Here is a 23,536-nt window from a genome sequence, read left to right as displayed (position 1 = left end):
CAATGCCTGTGCGGATCAAACGGATCTATGACGACCCGGAAGCTGAAGATGGCGACCGCATTCTCGTCGACCGCGTCTGGCCGCGCGGCTGTACGAAAGAGCAGGCCAAACTGGATGAATGGATGAAGGATGTCGCTCCGTCGACGGGCCTGCGCCGATGGTTCGGCCACAAGCCGGAGCGGTGGGCGCAGTTCAGGGAGCGCTACCTTCTGGAGCTGAAAGGCAACGCGGCCGTCAACGACCTGAGAGAACGGAGCGCGACCAGAACCGTCACCTTGCTCTACGGCGCGCGAGACCGAAAGCTCAACCAGGCCGTCGTTCTTGCCGAGCTGTTGTCCGATCCGTCTTAACGTGATCCAGCTGCTGCCGCGCGCAAGCTTTCCCGCAGCCGCAGAACAAGGGCCGGATCCGTCTTCTCGGACAAGACCAGATAGGCGGGTAGGCAAAGGTTGGGCTGTTGGGCACGATCTGCAACCGGCCATCCTCCAGGTAAGACACGCAGGACAGACGCCTTGACCGCACGCCTGCTGGTCTCAGTTGTTTCCAGCAACTCAAGGAGAGGTGCCGCCCACTCCAGTCAAGACAAACAAGCAAGGGCATCGACGGGCTGGTCATCCGGGTCATTGCGAAGGAGGTTGGCCCCAAACGCGCGATTTTGCCGGGATTATTGTCACGGGAAGGGGTATGCTGAGCGAAACCGTCGCTCGCCGACGCGTTCTGGGGGACGATGGCCGGACGGCTGACCATGGTTTGTGGTCAATACCTTATTATTCTGCACTTTTTACAAATCGATCTGCTGGTGCAATATGGACATGGATAGACACCGGACGGAGGAGGCTCGCCGCAGCGTTGCGACAAGCGTCCCGCAGCATCCGATCCTCGAAGCGGCAGCCACGCTGTTTCCTGGCTATTTCGCATTGGTCATGGCGACCGGCGTGGTTTCCATCGCCTGCCATCTCCTGGGGATGCACGGCCTTGCGCTCGCGCTGGTGACGGTCAACTGGATTGCCTATCCAGTACTCTGGGCGTTGACGCTCGTTCGAGCGTTGCGGTTTCGCGACCTGCTGCTGCGTGATATTTCGGACCACCAGAGAGCGCCCGGTTTCTTCACGATCGTGGCCAGCACGTGTGTTCTGGGAACGCAGAACATGATCGTCGTCGGCGCGACCGGGATCGCGACCGTGCTGTGGTGGTTCGGACTGCTTTTGTGGTTCGTCGTTATGTACACCTTCTTCACGGCCGTCACGGTGCGAAAAGGTAAGCCGACACTTGCACGCGGCATCAACGGCGCCTGGCTGATCGCCGCGGTTTCCACCCAGTCCGTGGTCGTTCTGAGGGGCGTAATCGATGTTGCAGGGGCACCGGCGGAGCTCATTCAGTTCCAGGTCCTCACCATGTTCCTGATCGGGTGCATGCTCTATCTCGCGATCATCCCGCTGATCTTCTACCGTCTCACTTTCATATCGCTTAGTCGCGAGGACTTCAGTCCGCCCTATTGGATCAACATGGGCGCTGTGGCGATCACGGCTCTGGCCGGCTCCATTCTGGTCCTTCGCGGTGAAACATGGCCGATGATCACCCCGCTCTTGCCGTTCCTGAAAGGTTTTACCTTCTTCTTCTGGGCTGTCGCGAGCTGGTGGATCCCCTTCCTCTTTGCACTAATGGCTTGGCGCTATATCTGGATGAAGGACCGGTTCACCTACGAACCTGCGGTGTGGGGAATGGTGTTCCCAATGGGCATGTACTGCACGAGCACCTACCAGTTCGGCCGCGCCATGGGTTACGGGTTCCTCGATCCGGTTCCGAGGGTGCTGGTTTTTGTTGCGCTGGCTGTATGGCTCCTTGGCATGGGTGGACTGTTGCGACGTATCGGCCGGTCGCTCTTTCGTTGCTAGTCTCCGGAGCCTCTGCGGCTTGCGAACGGCTAGGGTCGCGCTCCAGCTGCTGCCGCGCGCAAGCCCTCCCGTAGGCGCAGAACAAGGGCCGGATCCGTCTTCTCGGACAAGACCAGATAGGCGGGATAGGCAAAGGTTGGGCTGTTAGGCACGATTTGCAGCCGGCCATCCTCCAGGTAGGGCCGGATAAATCCCTCTCGAAAGTAGCCGGCGCCGCCGATTGCAAGGATGTAGTCGAGGGCGAGCGGGCCGTAGCCGATCGAGACGGCCGGGCTTGCGTTCTCGGGAAATGTGGCACGGAGGCTCGCGGCGAAATCGGCACCCCAGTCTATTCCGATGATCTCATTTGAACCTGTGTGCGCCGGCGTTCGGGCAAATACCAGGCGCTCCTCGAACAGCAGTTCGGCGACCAGTCCGGGTCGTCGCTGGGCGCCGTAGATGACGGCGGCATCGAGCCCGCCTTCCTGCATTTGCGCCAGCAGATGTTCACCAGTGTCGATCGTGGTGCGCACCGCAATCTCCGGGCATTCCCGGTGCATCCAGAGCAGCCAGCGTGAGAGCAGCGGGCTCCACAGGCTGAGCTCGGCGCCCAGGCTGACCAGCAGGGACCGGCCGGGCGGCAGCGCCACGACATTGCGAGCCGTTTCCCAGACCCGCACCAGGCTCGAGGCGAAGGGGAGGAATTTCTCGCCGGCCGGCGTTAGCCTGGCGCCGGCCTTGTTGCGCACGAAGACGGGGCGCTCCAGTTGCTCCTCCAGCACGCGGATGCGCGCGCTCACCGCCGTCTGCGAAATGTTGAGTGCCTCCGCGGCGCCGACGAAGCTGCCAGCTTTCACCACTTCGAGGAATGTTCGAGCGATTGCGTGGTCCATCAGCTGCCGTCCACCAGAATGACTGCAAGAAAATTGCGGATAAACAGCAATAAATTTCATTTGTCACAATTAATCAATCCGGCCATTTTTGCGACTGCAACATGAGGAGAGCCAAGAATGTCCGAGCGAACGCCGGCTGAATTCCACCCGGAAACCGTCGCCGCGGCATATGGCGTTGCCAGCGATACCGCCTTTGGCGCGGTTGCGCCGCCGCTCTACCTTTCCAGCACCTACGAATTTGCCGGTTTCGATGCGCCCCGTGCCTACGATTATGGCCGGGTCGGCAATCCCACCCGGGACCTCGTGGCCGAGGCGATCGCCAGGCTGGAAGGTGGCGCCGGTGCGGTGATGACACCGAGCGGCATGGCGGCGCTTGATCTTCTCATAGGCCGCCTCCCGGCCGGCAGCCTGGTTCTCGCCCCGCACGATTGCTATGGCGGAACGATGCGGCTCCTGAAGGCGCGGGCCGAGCTTGGCCAGATCCGGCTCGCGCTGGTCGACCAGTCCGACACGGAGGTCTTCGAGGGGCAACTCCGCGACCACCCGGCGCTGGTGCTGATCGAGACACCCAGCAACCCTCTCCTTCGGGTTGTCGATATCGCGGCGCTGTCGACGCTTGCGAAGAATGCAGGCGCGCGGGTGGTGGTTGACAATACCTTCCTGTCTCCTGCGTTGCAGCAACCGCTTTCGCTCGGCGCCGATTATGTGCTGCACTCGACGACGAAATTCCTCAACGGCCACTCCGACGTGATCGCCGGCGCCGTCATCGCCGCAGACCCGGAGGAGGCGAAAAAGCTCAAGCATTGGGCCAACGTGACCGGCGCGATCGCGGCACCCTTCGATTGCTGGCTGACGTTGCGAGGCCTTCGAACACTCTTTGCGCGCATGGCAGGGCAGGAACGCAATGCCATGGCGGTCGCAGAACGGCTGCGAGGCCATCCCGCGGTCGCCCGCGTGCACTATCCAGGTCTCGCCGATCATCCGGACCATGCTCTGGCTTGTCGGCAGCAGCGCGGCTTTGGCGCAATGATGAGCTTCGAGCTTGCTGGCGGCGTTCCCGCCGTGCGGCGCTTTGTGGCGGCGGTGCGCGCTTTCACGCTCGCCGAATCTCTCGGCGGTGTCGAGAGCCTGGTTGCCCACCCGGCGACGATGACCCATGCCGACATGGGGCCGCAGGCACGGGCCAATGCCGGCATTGGCGACGGGCTTCTGCGGCTTTCGGTCGGTCTGGAACACATCGATGACCTTCTGGCGGGCCTCGAAGCCGGCCTGCAGGCGATAGACGGCTGATCGGAGGGCGCTTGATGGTTGACGATGATGCTACACGCTCCTTCGCTTCACCGGCCTGCTTTCTGCACGAGATCGACCCCGTTTACGCGGGATTGGCCGCTCCATCGGACATGACCACGTGGGCCGATATCAAACCTTGGCGCACGAAGGAGCGTGAGCGCCTGATCGCGGGGCGACTTTCTGTCCCCGCCGAGGTTCGCATTGCGGCGGGGGAAGCGATCGCCGCCCGTGTCCTGGCCGAGATCGGTGATGTAGAGGGTCGCATCGTCAGCGCCTATTGGCCGTTCCGGGGGGAGCCGGACCTTCGCCCGCTGATGGAGGAGATCGCCCGGTTGGGCGGCAGCACCGCGTTGCCCGTGGTGGTGGAAAAAGGACGGCCTCTGGAATTTCATTTGTGGCAGGCCGGACAGCCATTGTCGCGAGGGATCTGGGGCATCCCGGTCCCGGCTGAAAAGCAACTCTGCATTCTGGACGTGGTGATCGCGCCGGTCGTTGGGTTCGATCATGGGTGTTATCGGCTGGGCTATGGCGGCGGTTATTTCGATCGAACGCTTGCTGCGATGCAGCCCAGGCCCAAGGTCATCGGCGTCGGCTATAGTGCGGCGAAGCTTTCGACAATCTATCCGCAAGAGCATGACATCCCGATGGATCTGGTCGTGACAGAGGCCGCAATAGCGCGGCGCTAACCGTTCGATCTTTTCGATCGTGCGATTGCCACCCGTTCTCGCGATGCGAAGATTGGCGCGGATCAGACCGATGACGCGACCGGCTGATCAAGATGTTGCTCCGGCGAACAACACCCGGCTCGCTAGTTCAACAAGTCCGGATGCAGACGAGAGAGGCCAGGATTTTGGGTCCCATCAGCGAGCTGTTCATCGAGCGCCATCTCCTCCCGGAGCGCAAGGCCTGGCGGGGAGAGATGTCCTTGGCCGGGGTCTTCTGGGTCTATGGCGTTTTCGTGAGCGCAGAGCTCGCAATGCTGTATGTGATCGCCCTCTACCTCGACCAGATATGGGTTCAGCAAACCCTTATCCTTGCGTTCGGATTCTATACGCCCTGGGTTCTCGTTGCGATCTGGCGCTGCGCGGACATTGCTTCTCCCTTCTGGGCCACCATGGTCAGGTGGTTGAATGTGGCTTGGGGGTTGAACACCGCGTTCATCCTGCTGTTTTTGCAGTTCGATCTGCTGTTGCGCTATGCGCAAGGGTAGGCAGGAGCTTCTCTGGCTGAAATCCGTGAAACCGGAAGAAGGGAGGGTGCAATGAGAGTCGAAGGCATACTGGAGGTAGCGCAGCGACGGCTCGCTACCGTCGCGGACAACGCCCTGCTGATAGACGCCGCCAGACTGTTGAACGGCCCGCAGTTCAATCTCGTTGTCGTATGCGATGGCAGCGGCAAGGCCGTCGGGGTAATCACAAAGACCGACGTGGTCAGCAGGATCAGCTATTGCACTGGATGCAGTTGCTCAATGCCGGCGACCCAGGTGATGACGACGGACATTGTGTCTTGCCGACCAAGTGACCTGTTGAGCGAGGTATGGTCTGCACTCAAGGTGCGTGGCTTGAAGAACGTTCCGGTCCTGGATCAGCAGTCGGCCCCGATCGGTGTTGCCAATGCGAGAGATGTGCTTCAGTCGCTGCTGCAAGATGTCGAACATGAAGAGAAGATGCTTCATGATTACGTGATGGGCGTCGGTTATAGATAGGGAATATGAGCCGCGTAACCGGTTTCGACGCCGAACTCACTCCCAGATCGGAGCCGGCCATATAGCCGCGTCCGAATGCTTATCTGGCCGTCTTGGTCGCCGCCAGATTCCATTGCCTGGTGTTGGCCTTCAGTGCCGCGCAAGGATCAATGGTGCCGGCGATATCGTGATCGTGGCTGTTCGGCAGGACATGTCTGCGGCTGTTCAGGCAAGCGCTTCCCTCGGCGCGTTCAGGCGGCTATCCCAGTTTTCCACCTCACCGCTTCGCAGACGGCGCTCGGCCAGCGTGCGCCAGCTTTCCGGTAGCCCGGGAAGGGCGACGAAAGCGATAAGAGCCGGACGATTGAGCCTGTCCTTGTAGAATAGCTCGGTGACCCTCGTCAGAGGCCAGTCAGGTGCGGGACGCTCTTCAAGTGAAGCATGGTCGCCCGCCTTGATGTGGCCCGGTTCTATCACACGGAAATACCAACCGGAGCGACCGGTCGCCTGTACCCGACGTGCCATGTCGGGCACGTCAAAGCGGATATTCAACTTCCAGCACGGCTGCCTGCCTTGGGAGACTTCCAACAATGCGTTTCCAACCCGCCATCGATCTCCCAGGCAAAGGTCAGCTTCGGTTGCGCCTTCGACCACCAGGTTCTCTCCGAAGCCGCCGGTTCGGAATTGCGTTGCGGCTTCGGGAAGATCATGCGCCCATTTCGGATAATGCTCCGCGCTATAGGCATGGATTGCCTTATCCGCACCGCCGTGGTGGCGAAGATCTGCCTGTTCGTCACCCTCCAGGCCAAGTGCAGTGGCCAGAAGCGAGGTTGTGACGGGGTGTTTGTCAATCGCCGACCGTGCCGTACCCGGACCAAAGGGCTTCGCCCGACCTAATCTGACTTCAGCAATCGCAAACTGCCTTATCTGGTCGGGCAATTCAGTCCCTCCGGTCATTTGTGAACACACAGTCGATTATTGCAGGAACCGGCATTTGAGTTCTTTGCGTGAAGACAAAGACCCTGCTCCCGAGTGCTGCATTGTAGCCGCTAGCCTGTGGAAGGGGAAATAGGACATATGCTCTCGGCAAATGGGAAGAAATCGGACGTGGACGCAAGCTTGGCAGAGCGCTGCCCTGACTGGGATCCCCGTAGCGGCGAGGTCCAGAACGACCAGATCCGGGCCTATGATCATATGCGCCAAACCTGTCCGGTTGCCTACAGCGACTATCTCGGGTGGTCCCTTTTCCGCCACGCCGACATTCTGCGGGTTCTCACCGATCACGAGACGTTCAGCAATATTGTCTGACGGCACCCGGCGGTGCCCAACGGCATGGATCCGCCGCAACACACCGTCTATCGACGGATGATCGATCCCTATTTCACCCAGGAACGGGTCGAGGCCTTCGAGCCCGAGTGTCGACAGATCGCCGGCGATCTTCTCAAGGCGCTCAGCAATGCCCCGTCCTTCGAAGTCATGGCCTGCCTTGCCGAGCCCTATGCCGTCAGAATCCAGTGCAGTTTTCTCGGCTGGCCGACGTCGCTGCATGAGCCATTGCTTCAATGGGTGCGCAAGAATCGAAAAGCGACGCTTGCCCGTGATACTGACGCCATGGCCGCCATTGCGCTCGAGTTCGACGGGCATATCCGCTCCCAGCTCCAATGGCGAGAAGAGGCCGGTGACGCCGCGCCGGACGACATCACCACCAGCCTCGTTCGCCAGACGGTGGACGGCAAGCAGCTCGGTCACGGCGAAATCGTCAGCATCTTGCGCAACTGGACGGTGGGGGAGTTGGGTACGATTGCGGCCTGCGTCGGCATCATCGTGCATTTTCTTGCCGAGAATCCCGAGATCCAGAGGCGGCTACGCCTCGACCGGTCAGGCCTTTCGCCGGCGATCGAGGAAATCCTGCGTCTGCACGGACCGCTGATATCCAATCGGCGAACGGCAGTGCGGTCCGTGGAGATAGGCGGGCGTCGGATCGAGGCTGGGGAAAGGATGACAGTGATCTGGGCATCGGCCAACCGAGACGCCGAAGCCTTCGAGGCTGCTGATGCGTATCGTCCCGACCGCGACCAGATGCCAAACCTGCTCTACGGCGCGGGCATCCACATTTGCCCGGGCGCTGCCCTGGCGAGAATGCAGCTGAAAGTGATGATCAATGAACTGCTTGATACGATCGGGCCCTTTTCGCTGGTGACGGGAGCCGAGCCATTGCCAGCCGTCTATCCCGCAAGCGGCTTCGCGTCAGTTTTCCTGCAGGTCGACATTTAGGGGCTTGCGACGAAGAGGAGATGGGAATCGTCGGAGGGAGCCACCAAGCCGGGCCCCGATTGCATCTGATTGGAGATATGACGGCGTGGTTGGATGTCGACCGGGAGAGCAGAAATGCGATCCCCGGTCGGGTTCTCGGCAGTGCTCGCCACGAACCTCGCACCGCTGACCCGAAACGGGGACGCGAGTCGGCTAACTGATTTCTCTCGCGTCCCGCCGGGGTTCTGTTACCGCGCGATGCCGCTATTTACACCGGCCTCGGCGAAAGTTGCCATGCCGAGGTGGCATCTCAGCGCTGCCCTTGCCATAAGGGCGGCCAACACCGCGCCGGTTCCTTCGCCCAATCGTAAATCAAGATCGAGAAGCGGCCGCAATCCGAGTTGGGCGAGAAGCCGCCGATGCCCGGTCTCCATCGAGCTGTGACCAACCATGCAGTGCGCTAGGCCTCCAGGTCCGCTGCAGTGGAGCGCGAGTGCGGCTGCCGAACAGATGAAACCATCGAGCATGACCGGTATGGCAAGCAGGCGCGCCGCGACAATCGATCCGGCCATCGCGGCGATTTCGCGTCCGCCCAGGATGCGCAAGGCGTCCAGCCCATCGCTTATGGCGTTTCCATGCAGTCTAACTGCCTCGGAGACAACCTCGATCTTGCGCTCTACCGTTCCGATCGAGATCCCGGACCCTCGCCCGCACCAGTCCGCTGGGTTGCCGCCCAGAAGGGCGAAGCATATGGCCGAGGCAGCAGTGGTGTTGCCGATGCCCATCTCGCCGGGGCAAAGCACGCTGGCGCCCGGTCGAACCGCATGCATCCCGGACTGGAATGCTTCGAGGAACTCGCCCTCGGTCATGGCCGGGGCATGTAGGAAGTTGTTGACGGGACGAGCCAGCTCGAGCGGCACGACGGTCACCTTGGCGCCGAGTTCGGCACTCAACTGATTGATAGCCGCTCCGCCGCGCTCGAAGTTCTGCACCATTTGCTCGGTGACAACCGGAGGATAGGCCGACACACCGGTTTCCGCCACGCCGTGATTGCCCGCAAAGACACATACTTGCGGATCATCCATGACAGGGGGATAGCGTCCTTGCCAGCGGGCCAGCCAGGCGACGATTTCCTCGAGCCTGCCGAGGCTGCCTGGCGGTTTGGTCAGGATCTCCTCCCGCGCTGTCGCCGTGCTTGCCGCGTTTTCGTCTCCGGCCGGCAGTGCCTGCAGCGTTCTGCGCAAGGCTGAGAGGTCTTTTATGGGTGCAAGGGACTTTTGCCTTGTCGGAAGGCTGTTTGGGTCAGACATACGGGTCCTCCACGTGACACCGAAGCTCGCATGAGCAATTGCCCCGCCCTTTGCCATCGGACGGTTTCAGGATGTGGCAACGCGTCTTCTGACTTCCAGCTTGACCGGGTGCAGGCACCTTCCCATCCGGCAAGCGGACAGTGGCGGCCAATGCCTCCTGACACACGTATCTGGTTACAGCGGCGGGACCGCCCCGGATTCTCACCGGGTTCCGTTAGTTGCAACAGGTTTCGTAGGGCATGCACTCCCGACCGACAATCCGAAGGGTGATTTTGATCAGGCGGCAGACGACCTTTTCCGGCGAAATCTCGTGAGTGCTTGCGCTGGCTCAAAGAAGCGGCTGTCAAGTCCGCCTCCTATGAACGAAGTTTGAGGCCGCTGGCTTGGACTGGTAATTCCAGCCTCCTCTTAACGACGCTACTTTGCGGTCACTGAAGGTCTTCGACGATGAACTTGATGGTAACCCCGGAACGCCGCACTGTTTCCCGTCCATTCGCGGAAAAACGGCGGATAGGCACAGCAGTATTGGAGCTCTTCCCAGTCGGTACCGTCCTCTGTGCGTCGGATCCTTCTGGCTGCCCGATCTATCTGATTCATGAGGGATGCATCGTATATAGCCGGCTGGCGACGAACGGCATCGCCCAACTTGTTGACGTTTATGGTCCCGGCGACGTCTTCGTCCATCCCAGTGCGCCGAGCTTGGCCGAAGTGCGAATGGAATGCCGCTACGAAGTGCTAAGCCTTCGCAGACACGCCCGGATGATTCATGAGTCTCTCGTGGAGAACATTGACCGTGCTCACCGGCATGTCGCGCTCTTGTGCGGAAAAACGGCTGTTCAGAGGATCGCGACGGTCCTAATCGATCTCGCGTTACAGTTCGGTGCTGATCCGATTACAAGCGCTACACTGACTCTACCTCTCACGCGGACCGAAATCGGCGATTGGCTCGGTTTGAGAGGCGAGACCGTTTCACGCGTTTTCAGTGAGTTGATCCGGCAGAGGGCGATATCCCTCGACACGAATCGCCGCCTTTGCGTCAAGAACTGGCAAACACTTTCCTGCATCGCCGATGGTGTTGACCGATGCATTGGCAGGGCGATGGCAATCTAGCTATAGCGGGTGCACGATCTTTGACTCGTTGATTCGGATGACGAGTCGTAGATGACTTGTAGGGGCTTTCTGTTCCGCTGCTATTCGTGCTCTGAATTTAGTTCTACAATCAGCGTTACGTTTTGGCGTAGTGGCTTGCTGGCACTTAAGACTGGCCGACTCCGGCCCTCTGTAAACGATGCTATCTGCTGGGCAATCGGCTATTGCGTCTCGGAAGAGTGCATACCTGCGCGGCAGGGAAGTGTAATAGTGCTGTAAGGCGGTCATTGCACTCGACCAGATCGGACAGTCGCACCTTGTCGAGTGAGGCATAGAAGGCTTCCACCGCGTCGCGGATGGCATTGCGTAACCTGCAGGCCTGGACCAGCGGACATGTATTGGCTGGGCTGAAGCACTCTGCGAAGGGTACATCGGCTTCAAAAAGCCGGAATACCGAGCCGATATTGATGTCAGCAGGGGCGCGCATTAGCTGGAGCCCGCCGTGGCGGCCGCGTATCGTGGCGATGAGATCGTGCTGGCCAAGGATGCGGATCACCTGGCCCAGATGATTTTCCGAGGCGTTGTAGGCTGCAGCGATATCGCTCTTGCGCACAACGATGTGGGCATTGACTGCGCAAAACATCAAGGTCCTTATGGCCAGATTAGTCCGTGTAGTGAGCCGCATTATTCAAGGTTCCGCTAAGCCGGGTGCGCTGCTACGATCTGCCTGAGCGCTATGACCCAGATGCGTCGGTCTACAATCGGTTCGCCTCTTGAGCTAAGGGAACTCACGACAACAACCGTTCGTCCAGATAGAATGCAAAGCTCAAAGTAGCTGTGGGTAGTGCGATATTTGATGAAATCACGCTGCGCCGCAGTAACGCGATACCAAACCCCATAGATAGCAGAAGCGCGGCATCAACAGGTCCGCATTCAATAAAAATAAACGCTAGCGAGCTCAGGAACAGTCCCGAAGCAATGGTTGTCCGGATTGCTTTTCCGGTCGAAAGGCCTCTTGTCTCGGCGTAAGCGGAGGCAAAGTCGGCCCAGCTGAAGCCCATCGCGATGGTTAGAGATAGCAGGTACGGTTTCAACAATTTACCTCACAATAGTAGCCGCGGATCGCGGGAAGTAAACGCAAGCGGCAATAACCTCGGATACTGCCTCCACCTTCCGGCCGCAGCACGGGATAACGAGCTCGTCAGACCAGCTGCGCGGAACAAAGCCCTGTGCCTAGACTGACGGATTTGGACGGAATTTTCGTTGCAACGCGAATGGGGCGTAAAGAACAAGAAACCCGAGGAAGGCGACGATCCATAAGAGGCCGGTGAGTGGCAAGAGGAACATGGTGTACTGAGGGGCAAGGGCCACGCCGATGCGCAGCAGGGTCGCCAGCACGATCGGCAGGTAGATGCCGAACGTGGTTGAGGAGGGCGAGCGAAGCGCTTGGGCGGAATGGCCGCGCGTGGCCCGGGTCATCACGGCGAGCGTCATGGCCCCGATCGTCCCGGATGTCCAGGCATGGACCCCGGCGGTGCGAAGTCCGGCATCATCGAGCAGCAGGGCGGTTCCCGTCATCAGGAAGCCGAGCGGAATGAAGAAGAAGGCGATGTGCAGGATCGTCACCAGCGGTTCGGCCAGCGTTCGTTCCGGCCTCCAGCGGAGCTGGCGGAGAAACTGGGCGATCCCGGCGATGATCAGCAGAAGGCCGGCGAAAGGAACCAGCGCGGTGATGCCGGTGGCGGTCGGCCATGCGGCAAGCGCCAGGCCGGAAAGCACCGTGGCCGCAAGGTCGAAGCGGTTAAAGGCCGGAGGGATCGGTCCCGGATTGTTCTGGCGCAGCCAGTTTCCGGTAAAACTCGGGATGATCCGGCCGCCGATGAGCGCGATCAGGAAGATGATCGTGGCGATCGCCATCCGGTCGGCCATATCGATGCGCCCGTAGCGTTCGAATTCGTGGAAGAAGACGAGCTGCGCGGCAAAGAGTATGCCAATCACGGCGACGACCTTGTAGTTGCGGCTGTTGCGGGCGGCGACGAGCTCTCTCAGGATCAGACCTGCCAGCACCGGAAGGAAGGCGCCGGCCACGGTCATGGCGGCATGAAGGCCGATCGTCTCCGAGCCGGCGATCGCCAGGCGCCCCGCAAGCCACAGCCCGAACAGCAGGCCGAGGGGCCAGCCGCCAAGCGGCTTGCGACCGGTCCAGTTGGGCACGGCGGTGAGGAGGAAACCGGCGATCACGGCGGGGACGAAGCCGAACAGCAGTTCGTGCTGATGCCAGACGACCGGCGAAAGGGCCGTCGGAACGTGGATGAAGCCGAGAAACCACGGCACCCAGAGTGCGATCATCAGCGCGGCATGCAGGGCACCGGCGAGAAAGAAGGGGCGAAAACCACCGGAGAAGAAATGGGCGATCAGCGAGGGAGAGTGTTTATCGATGGTGTGGGACATTTTTAGCAGCTTTCGGAGGCACGGGTTGCGCTCGACCAGAGCAAGGGGAGGTAGGTCTTCAGCCAGAGCGCCAGCGAAAGGGCCCAGCCTGTCGCGGCAAGGCCGTGTTGACCGCCAGGAAGCGAAAGCCCGGGGATGAATTCCGGTGCGACGCGCAGGAGGACGGCGCCCAGCATGAGGAGAATAGCAATCCGGGTCGATGCGGCGAAGACAAGCGGCTGGCCGGTGTGGAGAAGGCCGGCGATCGACAGGACGGCGAGCACGCCGAGACCCAACCCGCCCATGAGCATGAGATGCAGGGCGCCGACAAAGGGTAGAGGCAGGCCGATATGGGACAGGCCGGCCAGCAGGAGCCCGGCGCCGGCAAGGGCGCTGGACAGCCAAAGGGCGGCCAGTTCGGCCCTGAACGCCTCTCGCCCGACGAAACCTTCGGCGACGCGATCAAGGAAGGCTGCGCCGGCGGCGATCATCAGATAGCCGCGTACCGGTTCAGACAAACCGGCCAACTCCGCGATCAAGAGCAGCCCGACAAGGCCGGGCGCCAGATTGACGCGTCCGGGATGGGGGCGGTAGGGGGAGGTCGTCTCGCTCGGATCAAGGATGAGATTGGTGACCGGTACCGTGATGCGGGCCAAGGCGAGGCCGAGCAGACCGAGAAATGCGAATGCGCCGAAGCGAATCGCCGTCTCTCCGGCGTCGAAGTCGCCCTGGAGCATGGCCAGTCGCATGCCGCCGGCGGAAAGCGCGAGCGCACCGAGCAACGCGGCGAAGCCGAGAAAACCCGTGGTGCGGCGACGCCATGAGAGTAAAAGGACATAGGCCAGCAGAAAAAGAAGCCAGGCCTGATCGGTAAGTGCCGCAACGACGATCGTCGGCTCGAAGCCGACAAGGCCGGCGATACGGGCCAGGCCCCAGAGGCCAGCAAGTACGAAGAGCGGCCGGCCATGCAGGCGCGGCGTCTCGGTCCATTCGGGCAGCGCCGAGGTGAGGAAGCCGATGAGTGCCGCGCCGAAGGAGCCGATGACCATTTCCTGGGCATGCCATTGTCCCGGCGTGGTTACGCTCGCCAGCGGCAGGCCGAAGCTCCATAGGAAAACCCAGAGCAGAGGCCAGAGCGCCGCATGCAGCGCGGCAAGCGGGAAGAACAGCCGCAGTCCTTCGCCGGTCATGGCGGCGATGAGGCGATTGCGCGTTGCAGGGGGATCAAGGAGGATCGTAGTCACGCCACACTCCGCTCGTCGCAATCATTGACATGGGCAAACAGCCGGTCATGCCCGAGCATGGCTTGCACGGTCTCAAAGACCATGGCGTCGTCGCGGGTTCCAGGGACCAGTGGCACGCTGCGGCTGCCGAGAATACCATGTCCATTGCCGTCGAGGACGACGATCCGGTGGGCGATACGCACCGCTTCACTCAGGTCATGGGTAATGAACAGGCCGCAGTGCCCGGACGCGGCCACCGTGTCGATGACGATATCCTGCATCCGGCGCTTGAGTGCGACATCGAGGGCGGTGAAGGGCTCGTCGAAGAACAGGAAATCCGGTTTTGCCACCAGTGCCCGGGCGATCGCGGCGCGCTGGCGCATGCCGCCGGAGAGCTGGGCAGGGTATTTCTTCAGGTCGGCGGGCTCGAGAGCGACGCGGGCTGCGACGGTCAGCACCCTTTCGCGGCGCTCAGTCCGCGATAAGCGCTGACGTTTGAGCCCGAAGGCGATGTTGTCGGCGGTCGTGGCCCAGGGGAGGAGCCGGGGTTCCTGGAAGATCACCGCATGCTGGCGATAGGCGCGGGTGACACGGCCCTGGCGGGGCTCGACGAGGCCGGCGGCGATATGGGCAAGTGTGCTCTTGCCGGAGCCGGAGGGGCCGACTAGAGCCACCAGTTCGCCGGGGGCGATCTCAAGGTCGATGCCGTCCAATACGGTGCGGCCAAGGAAGGAATGACCGATGCGTTCGAGATGGAGCATGGTCATCGCTTCACTCCCCAAGGCCTTGCGGCCTCGCGCCAGGTCTCGAACTCGGCGCGCAGCGGCTGCAGCAGACCGTATTCGACGGTAATCAGTGCGGCGACCGACAGCAGGATCCAGGCGAGCGCTGCGGCCACGTCGAGATTGGCGCGAGCAATGGCCAGTTCTTCGCCGACACCGCCGGCATTGGCCAGCAGTTCGGCCATGACAGCGGCCTTGAACGCGGTGCCGAGCGCCATCACCAGGGCGGGAAACAGGGTGTGGAGCATCTGCCTCAGCACGACGCGGAAGAGACGGGTGAATGGCCCTGCGCCGGCGGCGCGCGCCATGTCGTCGAGGGCGCGGTCACGGGTTGCCACGCCTTCCGCTGCGCCGATGTAGACGATCGGCAAGCAGGCAATGGTCGCCGTTGCCATGACGGTGCCGGTGCCGGTGCCGAACCAGATCATCAGGAGAACGATCCAGGCGATCGGCGGCACGCCGAGGAGCAGGGTGATCTGCGGCCGAACCAGCCGCATGACGGCGGGATGGTAGCCTGCGATAACCCCGGCAAGCGTTCCGATGCCGGCAGCGGCTGAGAAGCCGACCAGTGCCCGGATCGCAGTTGCGCCGACCAGCGCCCAACTCTCCTCGTTCGTCAGTAGGGCGACGAGGCTTGTGAAGGTTTCTGCCGGCGAGGGCAGGATGAAGCTGCCATAGGCCTCGTGGCCGAGTTGCCAGGCGGCGGCAAAGACGGACAATCCGGCAAGGCCTGCCCAGGCAGACCACAGGAACCGTCCGGCCCGGCCGGTGCGATCGGCTATCGACAACATCCACCTGTCCTCAGAGATAGAGCGTGTCGTCTGGCATCCTGCCGCCGATCATCTGCGGATTGACCTTGGCGATCGCCGTGAGCAGGGCGTCGATGGCGGGCCGGGCGGCCTTTGCCGGCGTGGCAACCAGATTGGAATAGGGGATTGCCCTCTCGATCACCGGCCAGGGCAGTTCGAGCGCGGAGGCCGCGTGGCTGGCGGCCTCCGCGGGGTTGGCGATCACGGCGGCCGTCGCCTTTTCGAGCGCGGCGAGCAGGGGTGCGGCCTTGTCCGCATGCTGGTTCAGAAAGCTCTGCGCGAAGGCAAGGCCTGCCTGCGGCATGGACGGCCCGAGCCCGGTCACCTTGCCCCATTCGACCTGCATGTCGATGGCGCGATAGACGGTCTTGCCGGAGGTCGCTGCCTTGACCATGGCGGCTGTTGCCGCCGGTTCCGGCACAAGCGCGATGTCGATGCGGCCGGCGAGAAGCATCTGAATCGCTTCGATCGGCGTGCCGGCCCTGTCGACCTCGACGTCCTCGGCCATGCCGTTCTGTGCCAGGACGGCATCGAAGACAAGCTCCGGGGTGTTATTGGGGAAGGGGACGGTGATCCGACGCCCCTTCAGATCGGTGATCTGCCGGATCGATGCGTCGGTGGTGATGACGTAGAGAAGGCCGTCGGTCATGACATTGGCGAGCTTCACGCCGAGCCCGCGGGTGTGGAGGTTGGCCGCCGCCGTGATCGGCATCACCACCGCCTGCATCTGGCCGGAGGTGAGGCCTGCCCGCATTTCGTCCGGTGTCCGCCAGACCTTGAACGAAGCCTTGTCGGCAACGTCGCGCAACAGGCCGGCGCCGACGGCATAGGCGAGCGTGATCGAAGGCCCGGCCGGCGGGCCGTACAGGATGAGTTCGGCGAGAGAGGCCGCCTCGGCACGTCGGATCCAGGGCAGGGAGAGTGTGCCGGCCAGACCGGCGCAGACCGCGCGGCGCGAAAGCATGGTCGGTTGCGCCGCCGTGTTGATGTCGGTCACCGCCATTTCGCGCACTTGCTTGCTGTTCGGATTCATCGGGGCGCCTCGCGTAAACATGATTAGATTAGTCATGTAATAGGGCGTGCCGCATCGCTCTTCTTTGTGCCAGGACAAACAACCTCGGCGGCCCGTTGAGAGTTAGGCGAAGACTTCCCGCCCCTCCGCCTTGGCGGCCAGCAGCGTCTCGATCATCAGCCTCTCAGAAGACACGTGCCGGCGCAGGCCTTCGAGGAAACCGAGCAGCATGTAGCGAACCGTCTCGGACGGCAGCGGGCATTTTCCCTCGGCCAGGGTTTCCAGCGTCTTGGCCATCTCCTCACAGGCCAATCCGTCGCAGCGATGCTCGGCCTTCAGCCGTTCGATCATCATGGCGGCAAAGCAGGAGCCGGCGTTTTTGTCGAAGTCGGGAAAGAGGATCTGCTCTTCGCGCCTGTGCGCCTCTGTCAGCAGTGGGCCGAGGGTTTCGCTGACCTCGCGGCACGTGGCGCTATCGACGTCGAAGGGAATGGAATCGGCAATCTCCTCGAGCGTGAGGCAAAGGCCAAGCAGCCTGGCATGACTGCGCTCGAGTTCGACGATCCCCGCGGCATCGAGATCAATGGTCAAGGACATGTTCGTTTCTCCCTGGAGCAGCCGGAGGCTTGACGGTGTCAACAGATGGCCGGTCCGACGCGCGGCACTGCTGCGACTGCAATCCCACCCTGCGTCATGTCACGCGGGTTCTCTTTGTCGTGACGCAAGGAATTTTGCGACGCGCCGGTTCGCGGCGCGTCGCATGGCGGTTCGTCAGAAGCGGCTCTTGACCCCGACATAGAAGCCACGGCCGTCGCCGGGCAGGAAGGCCGCCTGGTCGGCGGTGGCCTGATCGACGACCAGGGTCGATGAGGCGTATTTCTCATCGAACAGATTGGTGATCTCGCCGAACAGCGAAACATGGTCGTTGATCCGGTATTCGGTCTTCAGGTCGACCACGGCATAGGGATCAGCCCAGAGCGTGTTCATGTTGTCGACGGGCGTCTCGTCCGGCACCCATTTGAGGCTGGCGCCGAGCGACCAGTCCTCGGTGGCCTGGTAGGAAAGGCTGGCATTGATCACATGATGCGGTGCTCCCGCCAGCCGGTTGTTGCCGCGCAACGGGTCGTCGCGGAAGCGGAAGTCCTGGTAAGTATAGGCCAGACGCCCGGTGAGGCGGTCGAGGATCTCCGCATTGAGGCCGAGTTCGATGCCGAAGTGGGTCGTCTCATCGGCATTGATCGCGCCGAGGGAAGCGCCGGTCGCATCGCGCAGGCTGAGCAGTTCGTTGTCGATCCAGGAATAATAGGTCGTCATGTCCCAGCCGAGGTCGCCATGGTTTCCGCGCCAGCCGAATTCGATTGTAGTGGCCGTCTGGGCCTCGAGATCGGGTGTCGAGAAAGTGGCGGCGGCGAGCCCCGGATTGCCCGGCGCCGGGCGGCCGGGGCTGCTGTTCGGCGTGCCGTTGACCGTGGCCAGCAGGTCGTCATGGGTCGGCGGCTCGAAGCTGCGGCTGACGGCTGCGAACAGCACCTGCTCAGGCGCCGGCTCGAAGGTGATGCCGAGGCTGGGGCTCCAGGCATTGTAGCTATGATCGTAGTCGGTGCTCACCGTCGGCACGACGCCGTTCGGCAAACGCACGGTCGGGTTGGCGGGATTATAGCCAATCGTTGGACGGGTCGCTGCCGAATAGGTGTCGTCGCTGGCGCGGGTGGCGTGGGCGAAGGACAGGCCGGGCGAGATGGTCCAGGTCTTGGCGAGTGGAATATTGAAGGCCGAATGGAGCGAGAGCGTTGTCGCGTCCAGGTCGTTTTCGCCAAACAGGGCGCCGCGCCGGCCGGACTCGTTGAGATAGTAGCGCCGCTCGGCCGAGCCGAAGGCATATTGGGCGCTTGCCTCGAACAGCGGCAGCAGGCTGTCGGCATCGGGCTGGTAGGCGTAGCGTAAAAGCGCCGTCGCATCGCCGCCGACCGTTTCACGGATGCCCGAGGAGATCGGGAAGCGGAAGGTATCGTCGGTATAGGTATAGCCGAGACCTATGTCGATCTGGTGCTCGCCGAGGTCGATGGTCGAGCGCGAGCCGATCAGATATTGGCTGGCGTCGCGTCGCGGCTTGTCGCGATCGACATTAGGACCGGGATTGATGACGCCGGACGGGGTGACGACAGGGCCGCTCGACACCTGCGACGGGTCGTCTTCCAAGGCGTTTTTGTTGATCGGGCCGGCAACGTCGAAGCCGAGATCGGTGTAGCCGAAGAACAGCCGCGTAGTGAGCGTGTCCGAAAGCTCGGCTTCGATATTGCCGCCGACGGAGACGCGCTCGGAGCCGTTGTAGTCGCGGAAACCGTCGCGCCGGGAGAGATCGAAATGCAGCGACGCATCGAAGCCTTCACCGTCATAGCCGGTGCGACCGGAGGTGCCCACCTGGCCGAAGCTGCCGCCGCTCACCGTGATCTCGGTGCCGGGCGCAGTCGCCACGGTGGGCGACATGAAGTTGATGGCGCCGCCGATGACGGTTGCCCCGAGACGGTTGGCCAGGTAGCCGCGATAGACCTCGATGGCCTGGGCGTTGGACGGGTCGGCAAAGCCGGCGATATAAGAGCCGTCGGCGCGATTGATCGGCAGGCCGTCGCGCATCATCAGGATGCCGCGTTCGACAGGGTTCTGTTGCAGGCCAGAGCCGCGGATCTGGATGCGCGGCTGGTCATGGCCGCCAAAGAAGTCCTGGACGATCACGCCGGGCACGCCGGCAAGCGCGTCGGATACCGTTGATGACGTGCTCGAGGCATAGTCGTCTTCGGAAACCAGCGCGACACCACCGGGCAAACGCTTCAGGCGGTCGCCGATATAGCCGAGCGACGTGTCCCAGCCGCTTTCGACCACGATCGGGTCGAGCAGGGTCACTGCGCCGGGTGCCGCTGATTGGGCAAGTGCCATGCCTCCGCCGAACGCCGGCGATGTCATGAGAACGGCAAGCGAGATGCCGTGCCGAAAGTCGTTGCGATCAACCGATCGCCGTGCGCGCGCGAAACCGCGCTGTTGTATTTCCCGTGTCCGAGACATGCTGATTCCTTTCCCCCAAGGTGCTTGGTGGCAAGGTCGTTCCGGCATCCGGAAATAAGATGGTTCAGCCCAACGGGCCGCCGTTTCCCGGTGCCGTCGACTGCCGACAGAGGGGATAAAGCGAACGGAACAGCCGGGAGGTCAGCTTGGTCAGCGAGGCAGATGGACACATGTCCCGCTCATAGCCGAGGATAGCCGTTATTTCTTTGAGCTAGAACAAAGTAATCGTGCATGGATATCAACGTACGCAAGGAATTCGTTACTCCATGGGGCAGAGATGGATTGACCCCCTCATTCTCCCAATATCGTAGATAGCTGAACGTGTTGCCCAGCCGTCGCTCAGAAGCTAGGCCTCTGCCGGTGGCCAGTATGCCGCATCAAGCCAAGTGTCTCCTGAGCGCCGATCTACTCTTTGATCGGCGACAAAGAACAATGACAAATTCTGGAATTTGAATGGTCGTTGGCAAGAAAAGGAAATGGACCGCGTTGGAACTCACCGCAGAAGCGCAAGCAACAGATATCTACGAACGACGTTCCGGCCGGCATCCTCGACATGATTTGCACATTGATCGAGGGGCTGCGTCCTGCTGCAGGGCGAAAGGGTCTATACCCACTCTATTGCCTTTCCATCATGCCGCCTTTCGACGGTTGTTGAGAAACGCAACCATTTGGCGTTGCCTTGATTCAACCGCTTATCTTCAATGGGTCTCTGTCTGTAAGAATGTGTGGCTTGGTCGACGATGATAGAGCCACACTTCGAACCCCAGTGCGTGCAGCGTCTTGAACCCGCTTGCCGGAAAATTGTATGCGATCTCGTGGAAGGTGTGCAAAAGGTCCAATCTATCGAGATCATTGGCGCCTTGGCGCTGCCCTTTGCTGCACGCATCCAATGCGCCAAGTTCGGTTGGCCCGCCTCATTTCAGGTGCCTCTTCTCGATTGGGTTCTGAAATACCGTGCAGAGGCTCCCAGACTGGACGCCAAGGTCTTGAACTCGCTCAGGCGCGATTTCTATCATCTTATTCTGCCGCAACTGGAATGGCGCAGGCGCTCAGGCTTGGCTGCCCCAGCGGATCTCACCACCACACTCATTCATCAGTCAGCATTTGGACTGCAATTGGATGATTCGCAGATTTGTCGCGTGTTGAGCGACTGGGTGGCGGAAGAGATTGCAACGATCGAAACCGCCATTAGGATCACCGTCGAATTTCTTGCGACCAATCTTGCTGTGCAGTCTGAGCTACGTCAGAATTTTCAGTCGCTGCCCGTAGCGACAGCAGAGATAATTCGGCTGCAGGGCCAGCTGGTTCGCGACCGACGAACCGACCCCCTTTCAGGGGCTCTTGGTGGGCGGCGCTTGGTAGAATGGTACGGGATAGCGGGGGGGGCTGGCTGGCCTGACGGCGATATCCGTGACTTGGGCTTTTCAGATGCGGATGGTTCTGATGCCGACGTGCGGCGCTTGATCTCACGGGCCAGCATTGAGACTTGCCCTCGGGCTGCTCTTGCTCGAATGCAGCTCAACGTCTTCTTGGGAGAGTTCCTGTTGGCGGTGGAAGGCTTCACTCTTGCTGACGGTTGCGATTTGGATTGCGGTGGCTATTCGTCTACTGGGTATGCACCTCTTACCATAGAGATCTGTAGAGACCGCCTAAATAGTAAAGTGGCTGCAGGTTATGCTCGTTCGAACAGATATCCTGAAGGGCAGAAAAGCAAATGGACAAGATTGCGATAGACTATTATTGTTAGGGCATGAGAAATGTTTAGGCAAGTGCGCCGTGGTATTACGACCAACCATGGCTATACTGTTCTTTAAGCCGAATATTTTGCTGTTATTACGGTAATGCTTCTGCCGCCTGAACATGACCAGCGCAATGGCAGTTTGAAAGTAACTACCAATCAGGCTCTGCTTGTGGTCATTGGCGATGGCGGTGGGCGCTTGTCAGGTATCCCTTCGCTATTCCGAGCGGCTGGCGGAGGCTTGCATCGAGCCGTCTGTCGGAAGCGTTGGCGACAGTTACGACAACGCTCTCGCCGAAACGATCAACGGCTTTTACAAGGCCAAGGTCATCCATCGGCGGGGGCCGTGGCGTGACTTCGAAGCTATAGAGTTCGCCAAGCTGGAATGGGTCGAATGGTTCAACAAACGTCGCCTTCTGGAGCCCATCGGAAATATGCCGCCCGCCGAAGCCAAAGAACGATATTATGCCATGCTGGACACACCAGCATGGCCGCATGATTTAAACCAAACGGTCTCCGGTAGAGCCGGGCCGGTTCAAAGGGAGCAAGACATGAACACGATTGAGCACGGCGGCTGGGGTCTGAAGACGGCAGGTGCCATCGGCTTGGTCTTTGGCCTTTTGACGGTCTTTTCCGGAGGTACAGCGCTGTTCGGCGGCGAGGCGGCACGGGCGGCCGTGGGCAATGCCGTTCCGTTCGTGTTGTGGTTCAATTTTATCGCCGGCTTCTTATATGTCATTGCCGGCCTGGGGCTGTTGCTGAAAGCGCGCTGGGCCGTGCGGCTGTCGATCGCAATTGCACTCGCCACGGCTCTGGTACTGGCGGCTTTCGGCCTGCATGTCGCGGGCGGTGGGCTCTATGAGATGCGCACCGTCGGAGCGATGCTGCTGCGCACGGCGGTGTGGGCAACCATCGCCGCTGTTGCGTGGCGGTCAATGCGTTCGTAACCGAAGGCTCGCGGCGGAAAGTTAGTTTCGCGGCAATGGCGGTTCGCCGTCATCGATCAGCGGCGAAGACCGGGCATAGTCTGAGAGCTTGCCGATATCGACAATGTCGACCTGCAGTCCCTTGATTTGGACGCCATGCGCGGACAGGGCCGAAAACCCGCGCGAGAGGTTTTCCGCCGTCATGCCGAGATAGGCGGCCAGAATCCGCTTTTCGTACGGAATGGTCAGACGCCCTTCGCCGCCCTGGCCGCGCTCTTCGCGGAGCAGCCAGTTGGCCAGCCGTTCCGTGCCGCTGCGCAGCTTTTGATTCTTCAGTTCCTTGATCGTACGCCGATAGGCGCTTGCCAGTTCGAACACCACCGCCTTCATGAAATCGTGATCCTCGCTGAGCAGCTCGCGAATGAGGTTGGCGGGGATCATCAAGATCCGGGCGGGCGTCAGGGTTCTGGCGGATTGAAGACAGATGTCGTTGTTGAGCACGGCCGCAAGTATGAACAGATTTACAGGCCCGAGGATTTCAATTACCGTTTCGTCACCAGCTGCAGACGACGACATTTCGACCAGTCCATCGAGGACGATGTAGAGAAAATCTGCGGGCCTATTCTCCTCGAGGAGTATCGTTCCGGCAGGGAATGATTGCAGGAAACTGGGGGCTATTGCTCGTCGGAAGGTGTTTTCCTTCACCCCCCTGAAGAAGTTCAGACATTTCAGCTTTTCGGTATCTTCGGCGCGCATTGCATGGGTCCTGGCTTGTTGCCGCGGATATCAATCCATGGAGCGAAAAATGTCAAATAGGGAGGCGATATAAGTAAATCTGGAAGCCGAAATAGGCAAAAAATAAGAGCTTCCCAGAAGCGATCGAGTTAAATATTGTAAAAACGCAATGCCTTTGACACAGATCAACAAAAACAATCGGCGACTGGTCTTTTATGCTTCGAAATACGTGTAATCCGAACCAGGAGCATGGCTATGCCAAACGCATTGGATGGCAATCCGCAGGGGCAGAAGACCGCATTGGCGATGAGCACAATCGCCTTCACCGTCTGTTTCGCTGTCTGGACGATCTTCGCGATCATCGGCATCCAGATCCGCAAGGAGTTGAATCTCACAGAGACCCAGTTCGGTCTGCTGGTCGGCACGCC

At 61.1% G+C, this 23,536-nt stretch carries 21 protein-coding genes, 3 pseudogenes and 1 riboswitch; of the genes and pseudogenes, 11 read left to right on the top strand and 13 right to left on the bottom strand.

Annotation, left to right across the window (positions count from 1 at the left end; all coding sequences use genetic code 11):
* Window positions 1–2 precede the first annotated feature (2 nt).
* Complete coding sequence (locus HHL25_RS18880; RefSeq protein WP_169594592.1) at window positions 3–350, top strand: DUF488 domain-containing protein; 348 nt, start codon at window positions 3–5, stop codon at window positions 348–350.
* A gap of 462 nt (window positions 351–812) precedes the next feature.
* On the top strand, window positions 813–1,895 hold the full coding sequence (locus HHL25_RS18875) for a tellurite resistance/C4-dicarboxylate transporter family protein (protein WP_169594590.1): 1,083 nt from the start codon (window positions 813–815) through the stop codon (window positions 1,893–1,895).
* Between the two features lie 29 nt (window positions 1,896–1,924).
* Here HHL25_RS18875 and HHL25_RS18870 read toward each other — a convergent pair whose 3' ends face one another.
* On the bottom strand, window positions 1,925–2,767 hold the full coding sequence (locus HHL25_RS18870; protein WP_169594589.1) for a LysR family transcriptional regulator: 843 nt from the start codon (window positions 2,765–2,767) through the stop codon (window positions 1,925–1,927).
* 117 nt (window positions 2,768–2,884) lie between these two features.
* On the opposite strand from HHL25_RS18870, the gene metB reads away from it, so the two are divergent.
* The 4 genes from metB to HHL25_RS18850 all read left to right on the top strand — a co-directional run bounded on the left by metB (window position 2,885) and on the right by HHL25_RS18850 (window position 5,762).
* Window positions 2,885–4,057 carry a cystathionine gamma-synthase gene (gene metB, locus HHL25_RS18865; protein WP_169594587.1) on the top strand — a complete coding sequence of 391 codons (1,173 nt, stop codon included), beginning with the start codon at window positions 2,885–2,887 and terminating at the stop codon, window positions 4,055–4,057.
* 14 nt (window positions 4,058–4,071) lie between these two features.
* Window positions 4,072–4,743 (top strand): 5-formyltetrahydrofolate cyclo-ligase, encoded by a 672-nt coding sequence (locus HHL25_RS18860; RefSeq protein ID WP_390624526.1) that lies wholly within the window; start codon window positions 4,072–4,074, stop codon window positions 4,741–4,743.
* Between the two features lie 140 nt (window positions 4,744–4,883).
* On the top strand, window positions 4,884–5,267 hold the full coding sequence (locus HHL25_RS18855; RefSeq protein WP_169594583.1) for a hypothetical protein: 384 nt from the start codon (window positions 4,884–4,886) through the stop codon (window positions 5,265–5,267).
* A gap of 51 nt (window positions 5,268–5,318) precedes the next feature.
* On the top strand, window positions 5,319–5,762 hold the full coding sequence (locus HHL25_RS18850) for a CBS domain-containing protein (RefSeq protein WP_169594581.1): 444 nt from the start codon (window positions 5,319–5,321) through the stop codon (window positions 5,760–5,762).
* 204 nt (window positions 5,763–5,966) lie between these two features.
* Here the strand turns inward: HHL25_RS18850 and HHL25_RS18845 are convergent, their stop codons facing one another.
* Window positions 5,967–6,680 (bottom strand): MOSC domain-containing protein, encoded by a 714-nt coding sequence (locus HHL25_RS18845; RefSeq protein WP_246701894.1) that lies wholly within the window; start codon window positions 6,678–6,680, stop codon window positions 5,967–5,969.
* A gap of 138 nt (window positions 6,681–6,818) precedes the next feature.
* Between HHL25_RS18845 and HHL25_RS18840 the strand changes: the two are divergent.
* A pseudogene (locus HHL25_RS18840) lies at window positions 6,819–8,015 on the top strand (cytochrome P450).
* A gap of 227 nt (window positions 8,016–8,242) precedes the next feature.
* On the opposite strand, the gene cobT reads toward HHL25_RS18840, so the two are convergent.
* A complete protein-coding gene (cobT, locus tag HHL25_RS18835) occupies window positions 8,243–9,304 on the bottom strand; it encodes a nicotinate-nucleotide--dimethylbenzimidazole phosphoribosyltransferase (RefSeq protein WP_169594871.1) in 1,062 nt (353 codons plus the stop codon).
* 83 nt (window positions 9,305–9,387) lie between these two features.
* A riboswitch (cobalamin riboswitch) is annotated at window positions 9,388–9,517 on the bottom strand.
* Window positions 9,518–9,751: 234 nt separating this feature from the next.
* On the opposite strand from cobT, the gene HHL25_RS18830 reads away from it, so the two are divergent.
* Window positions 9,752–10,414, top strand: a complete 663-nt coding sequence (locus HHL25_RS18830) for a Crp/Fnr family transcriptional regulator (RefSeq protein WP_169594577.1) — start codon at window positions 9,752–9,754, stop codon at window positions 10,412–10,414.
* A gap of 181 nt (window positions 10,415–10,595) precedes the next feature.
* On the opposite strand, the gene HHL25_RS18825 is transcribed toward HHL25_RS18830, so the two are convergent.
* From HHL25_RS18825 to HHL25_RS18785, 9 genes are all read right to left on the bottom strand, one after another.
* Window positions 10,596–11,078, bottom strand: coding sequence for an RrF2 family transcriptional regulator (locus HHL25_RS18825; RefSeq protein WP_169594575.1), 483 nt, complete (start codon window positions 11,076–11,078; stop codon window positions 10,596–10,598).
* A gap of 103 nt (window positions 11,079–11,181) precedes the next feature.
* Window positions 11,182–11,487, bottom strand: a complete 306-nt coding sequence (locus tag HHL25_RS18820; RefSeq protein ID WP_169594573.1) for a hypothetical protein — start codon at window positions 11,485–11,487, stop codon at window positions 11,182–11,184.
* Window positions 11,488–11,626: 139 nt separating this feature from the next.
* On the bottom strand, window positions 11,627–12,844 hold the full coding sequence (locus HHL25_RS18815) for an NnrS family protein (protein WP_169594571.1): 1,218 nt from the start codon (window positions 12,842–12,844) through the stop codon (window positions 11,627–11,629).
* A 2-nt stretch (window positions 12,845–12,846) separates the two neighbouring features.
* Window positions 12,847–14,067 (bottom strand): NnrS family protein, encoded by a 1,221-nt coding sequence (locus HHL25_RS18810; protein ID WP_315853096.1) that lies wholly within the window; start codon window positions 14,065–14,067, stop codon window positions 12,847–12,849.
* The gene (locus HHL25_RS18805) at window positions 14,064–14,813 is read right to left on the bottom strand and encodes an ABC transporter ATP-binding protein (protein ID WP_169594569.1); all 750 of its coding nucleotides are present in this window, start codon (window positions 14,811–14,813) and stop codon (window positions 14,064–14,066) included. The genes HHL25_RS18810 and HHL25_RS18805 overlap by 4 nt, the downstream gene beginning before the upstream one ends.
* On the bottom strand, window positions 14,810–15,619 hold the full coding sequence (locus tag HHL25_RS18800) for an ABC transporter permease (RefSeq protein WP_169594567.1): 810 nt from the start codon (window positions 15,617–15,619) through the stop codon (window positions 14,810–14,812). The genes HHL25_RS18805 and HHL25_RS18800 overlap by 4 nt, the downstream gene beginning before the upstream one ends.
* Window positions 15,620–15,629: 10 nt before the next feature.
* Window positions 15,630–16,670, bottom strand: a complete 1,041-nt coding sequence (locus HHL25_RS18795) for an ABC transporter substrate-binding protein (protein WP_205927930.1) — start codon at window positions 16,668–16,670, stop codon at window positions 15,630–15,632.
* Between the two features lie 102 nt (window positions 16,671–16,772).
* Entirely contained in the window at window positions 16,773–17,246 is a 474-nt protein-coding gene (locus tag HHL25_RS18790) for a hemerythrin domain-containing protein (RefSeq protein ID WP_169594565.1), read from the bottom strand.
* 174 nt (window positions 17,247–17,420) lie between these two features.
* Complete coding sequence (locus tag HHL25_RS18785) at window positions 17,421–19,583, bottom strand: TonB-dependent receptor family protein (RefSeq protein WP_315853095.1); 2,163 nt, start codon at window positions 19,581–19,583, stop codon at window positions 17,421–17,423.
* Window positions 19,584–20,479: 896 nt separating this feature from the next.
* On the opposite strand from HHL25_RS18785, the gene HHL25_RS18780 reads away from it, so the two are divergent.
* Both HHL25_RS18780 and HHL25_RS18775 read left to right on the top strand, forming a co-directional pair.
* The gene (locus HHL25_RS18780; protein WP_169594563.1) at window positions 20,480–21,442 is read left to right on the top strand and encodes a hypothetical protein; all 963 of its coding nucleotides are present in this window, start codon (window positions 20,480–20,482) and stop codon (window positions 21,440–21,442) included.
* Window positions 21,443–21,641: 199 nt separating this feature from the next.
* Window positions 21,642–21,935: pseudogene (locus HHL25_RS18775) on the top strand (integrase core domain-containing protein); the annotation flags it as partial.
* A 480-nt stretch (window positions 21,936–22,415) separates the two neighbouring features.
* On the opposite strand, the gene HHL25_RS18765 reads toward HHL25_RS18775, so the two are convergent.
* Window positions 22,416–23,129, bottom strand: coding sequence for a cyclic nucleotide-binding domain-containing protein (locus HHL25_RS18765; RefSeq protein WP_169594561.1), 714 nt, complete (start codon window positions 23,127–23,129; stop codon window positions 22,416–22,418).
* Window positions 23,130–23,363: 234 nt separating this feature from the next.
* Here HHL25_RS18765 and HHL25_RS23775 point away from each other — a divergent pair.
* A pseudogene (locus HHL25_RS23775) lies at window positions 23,364–23,536 on the top strand (MFS transporter); the annotation flags it as partial.

Source organism: Rhizobium terricola (assembly GCF_012927355.1).
GTDB lineage: Bacteria > Pseudomonadota > Alphaproteobacteria > Rhizobiales > Rhizobiaceae > Allorhizobium > Allorhizobium terricola.
The sequence above is the reverse complement of the archived record's forward strand: the minus strand, read 5'-3'. Positions and strand labels throughout refer to the sequence as shown.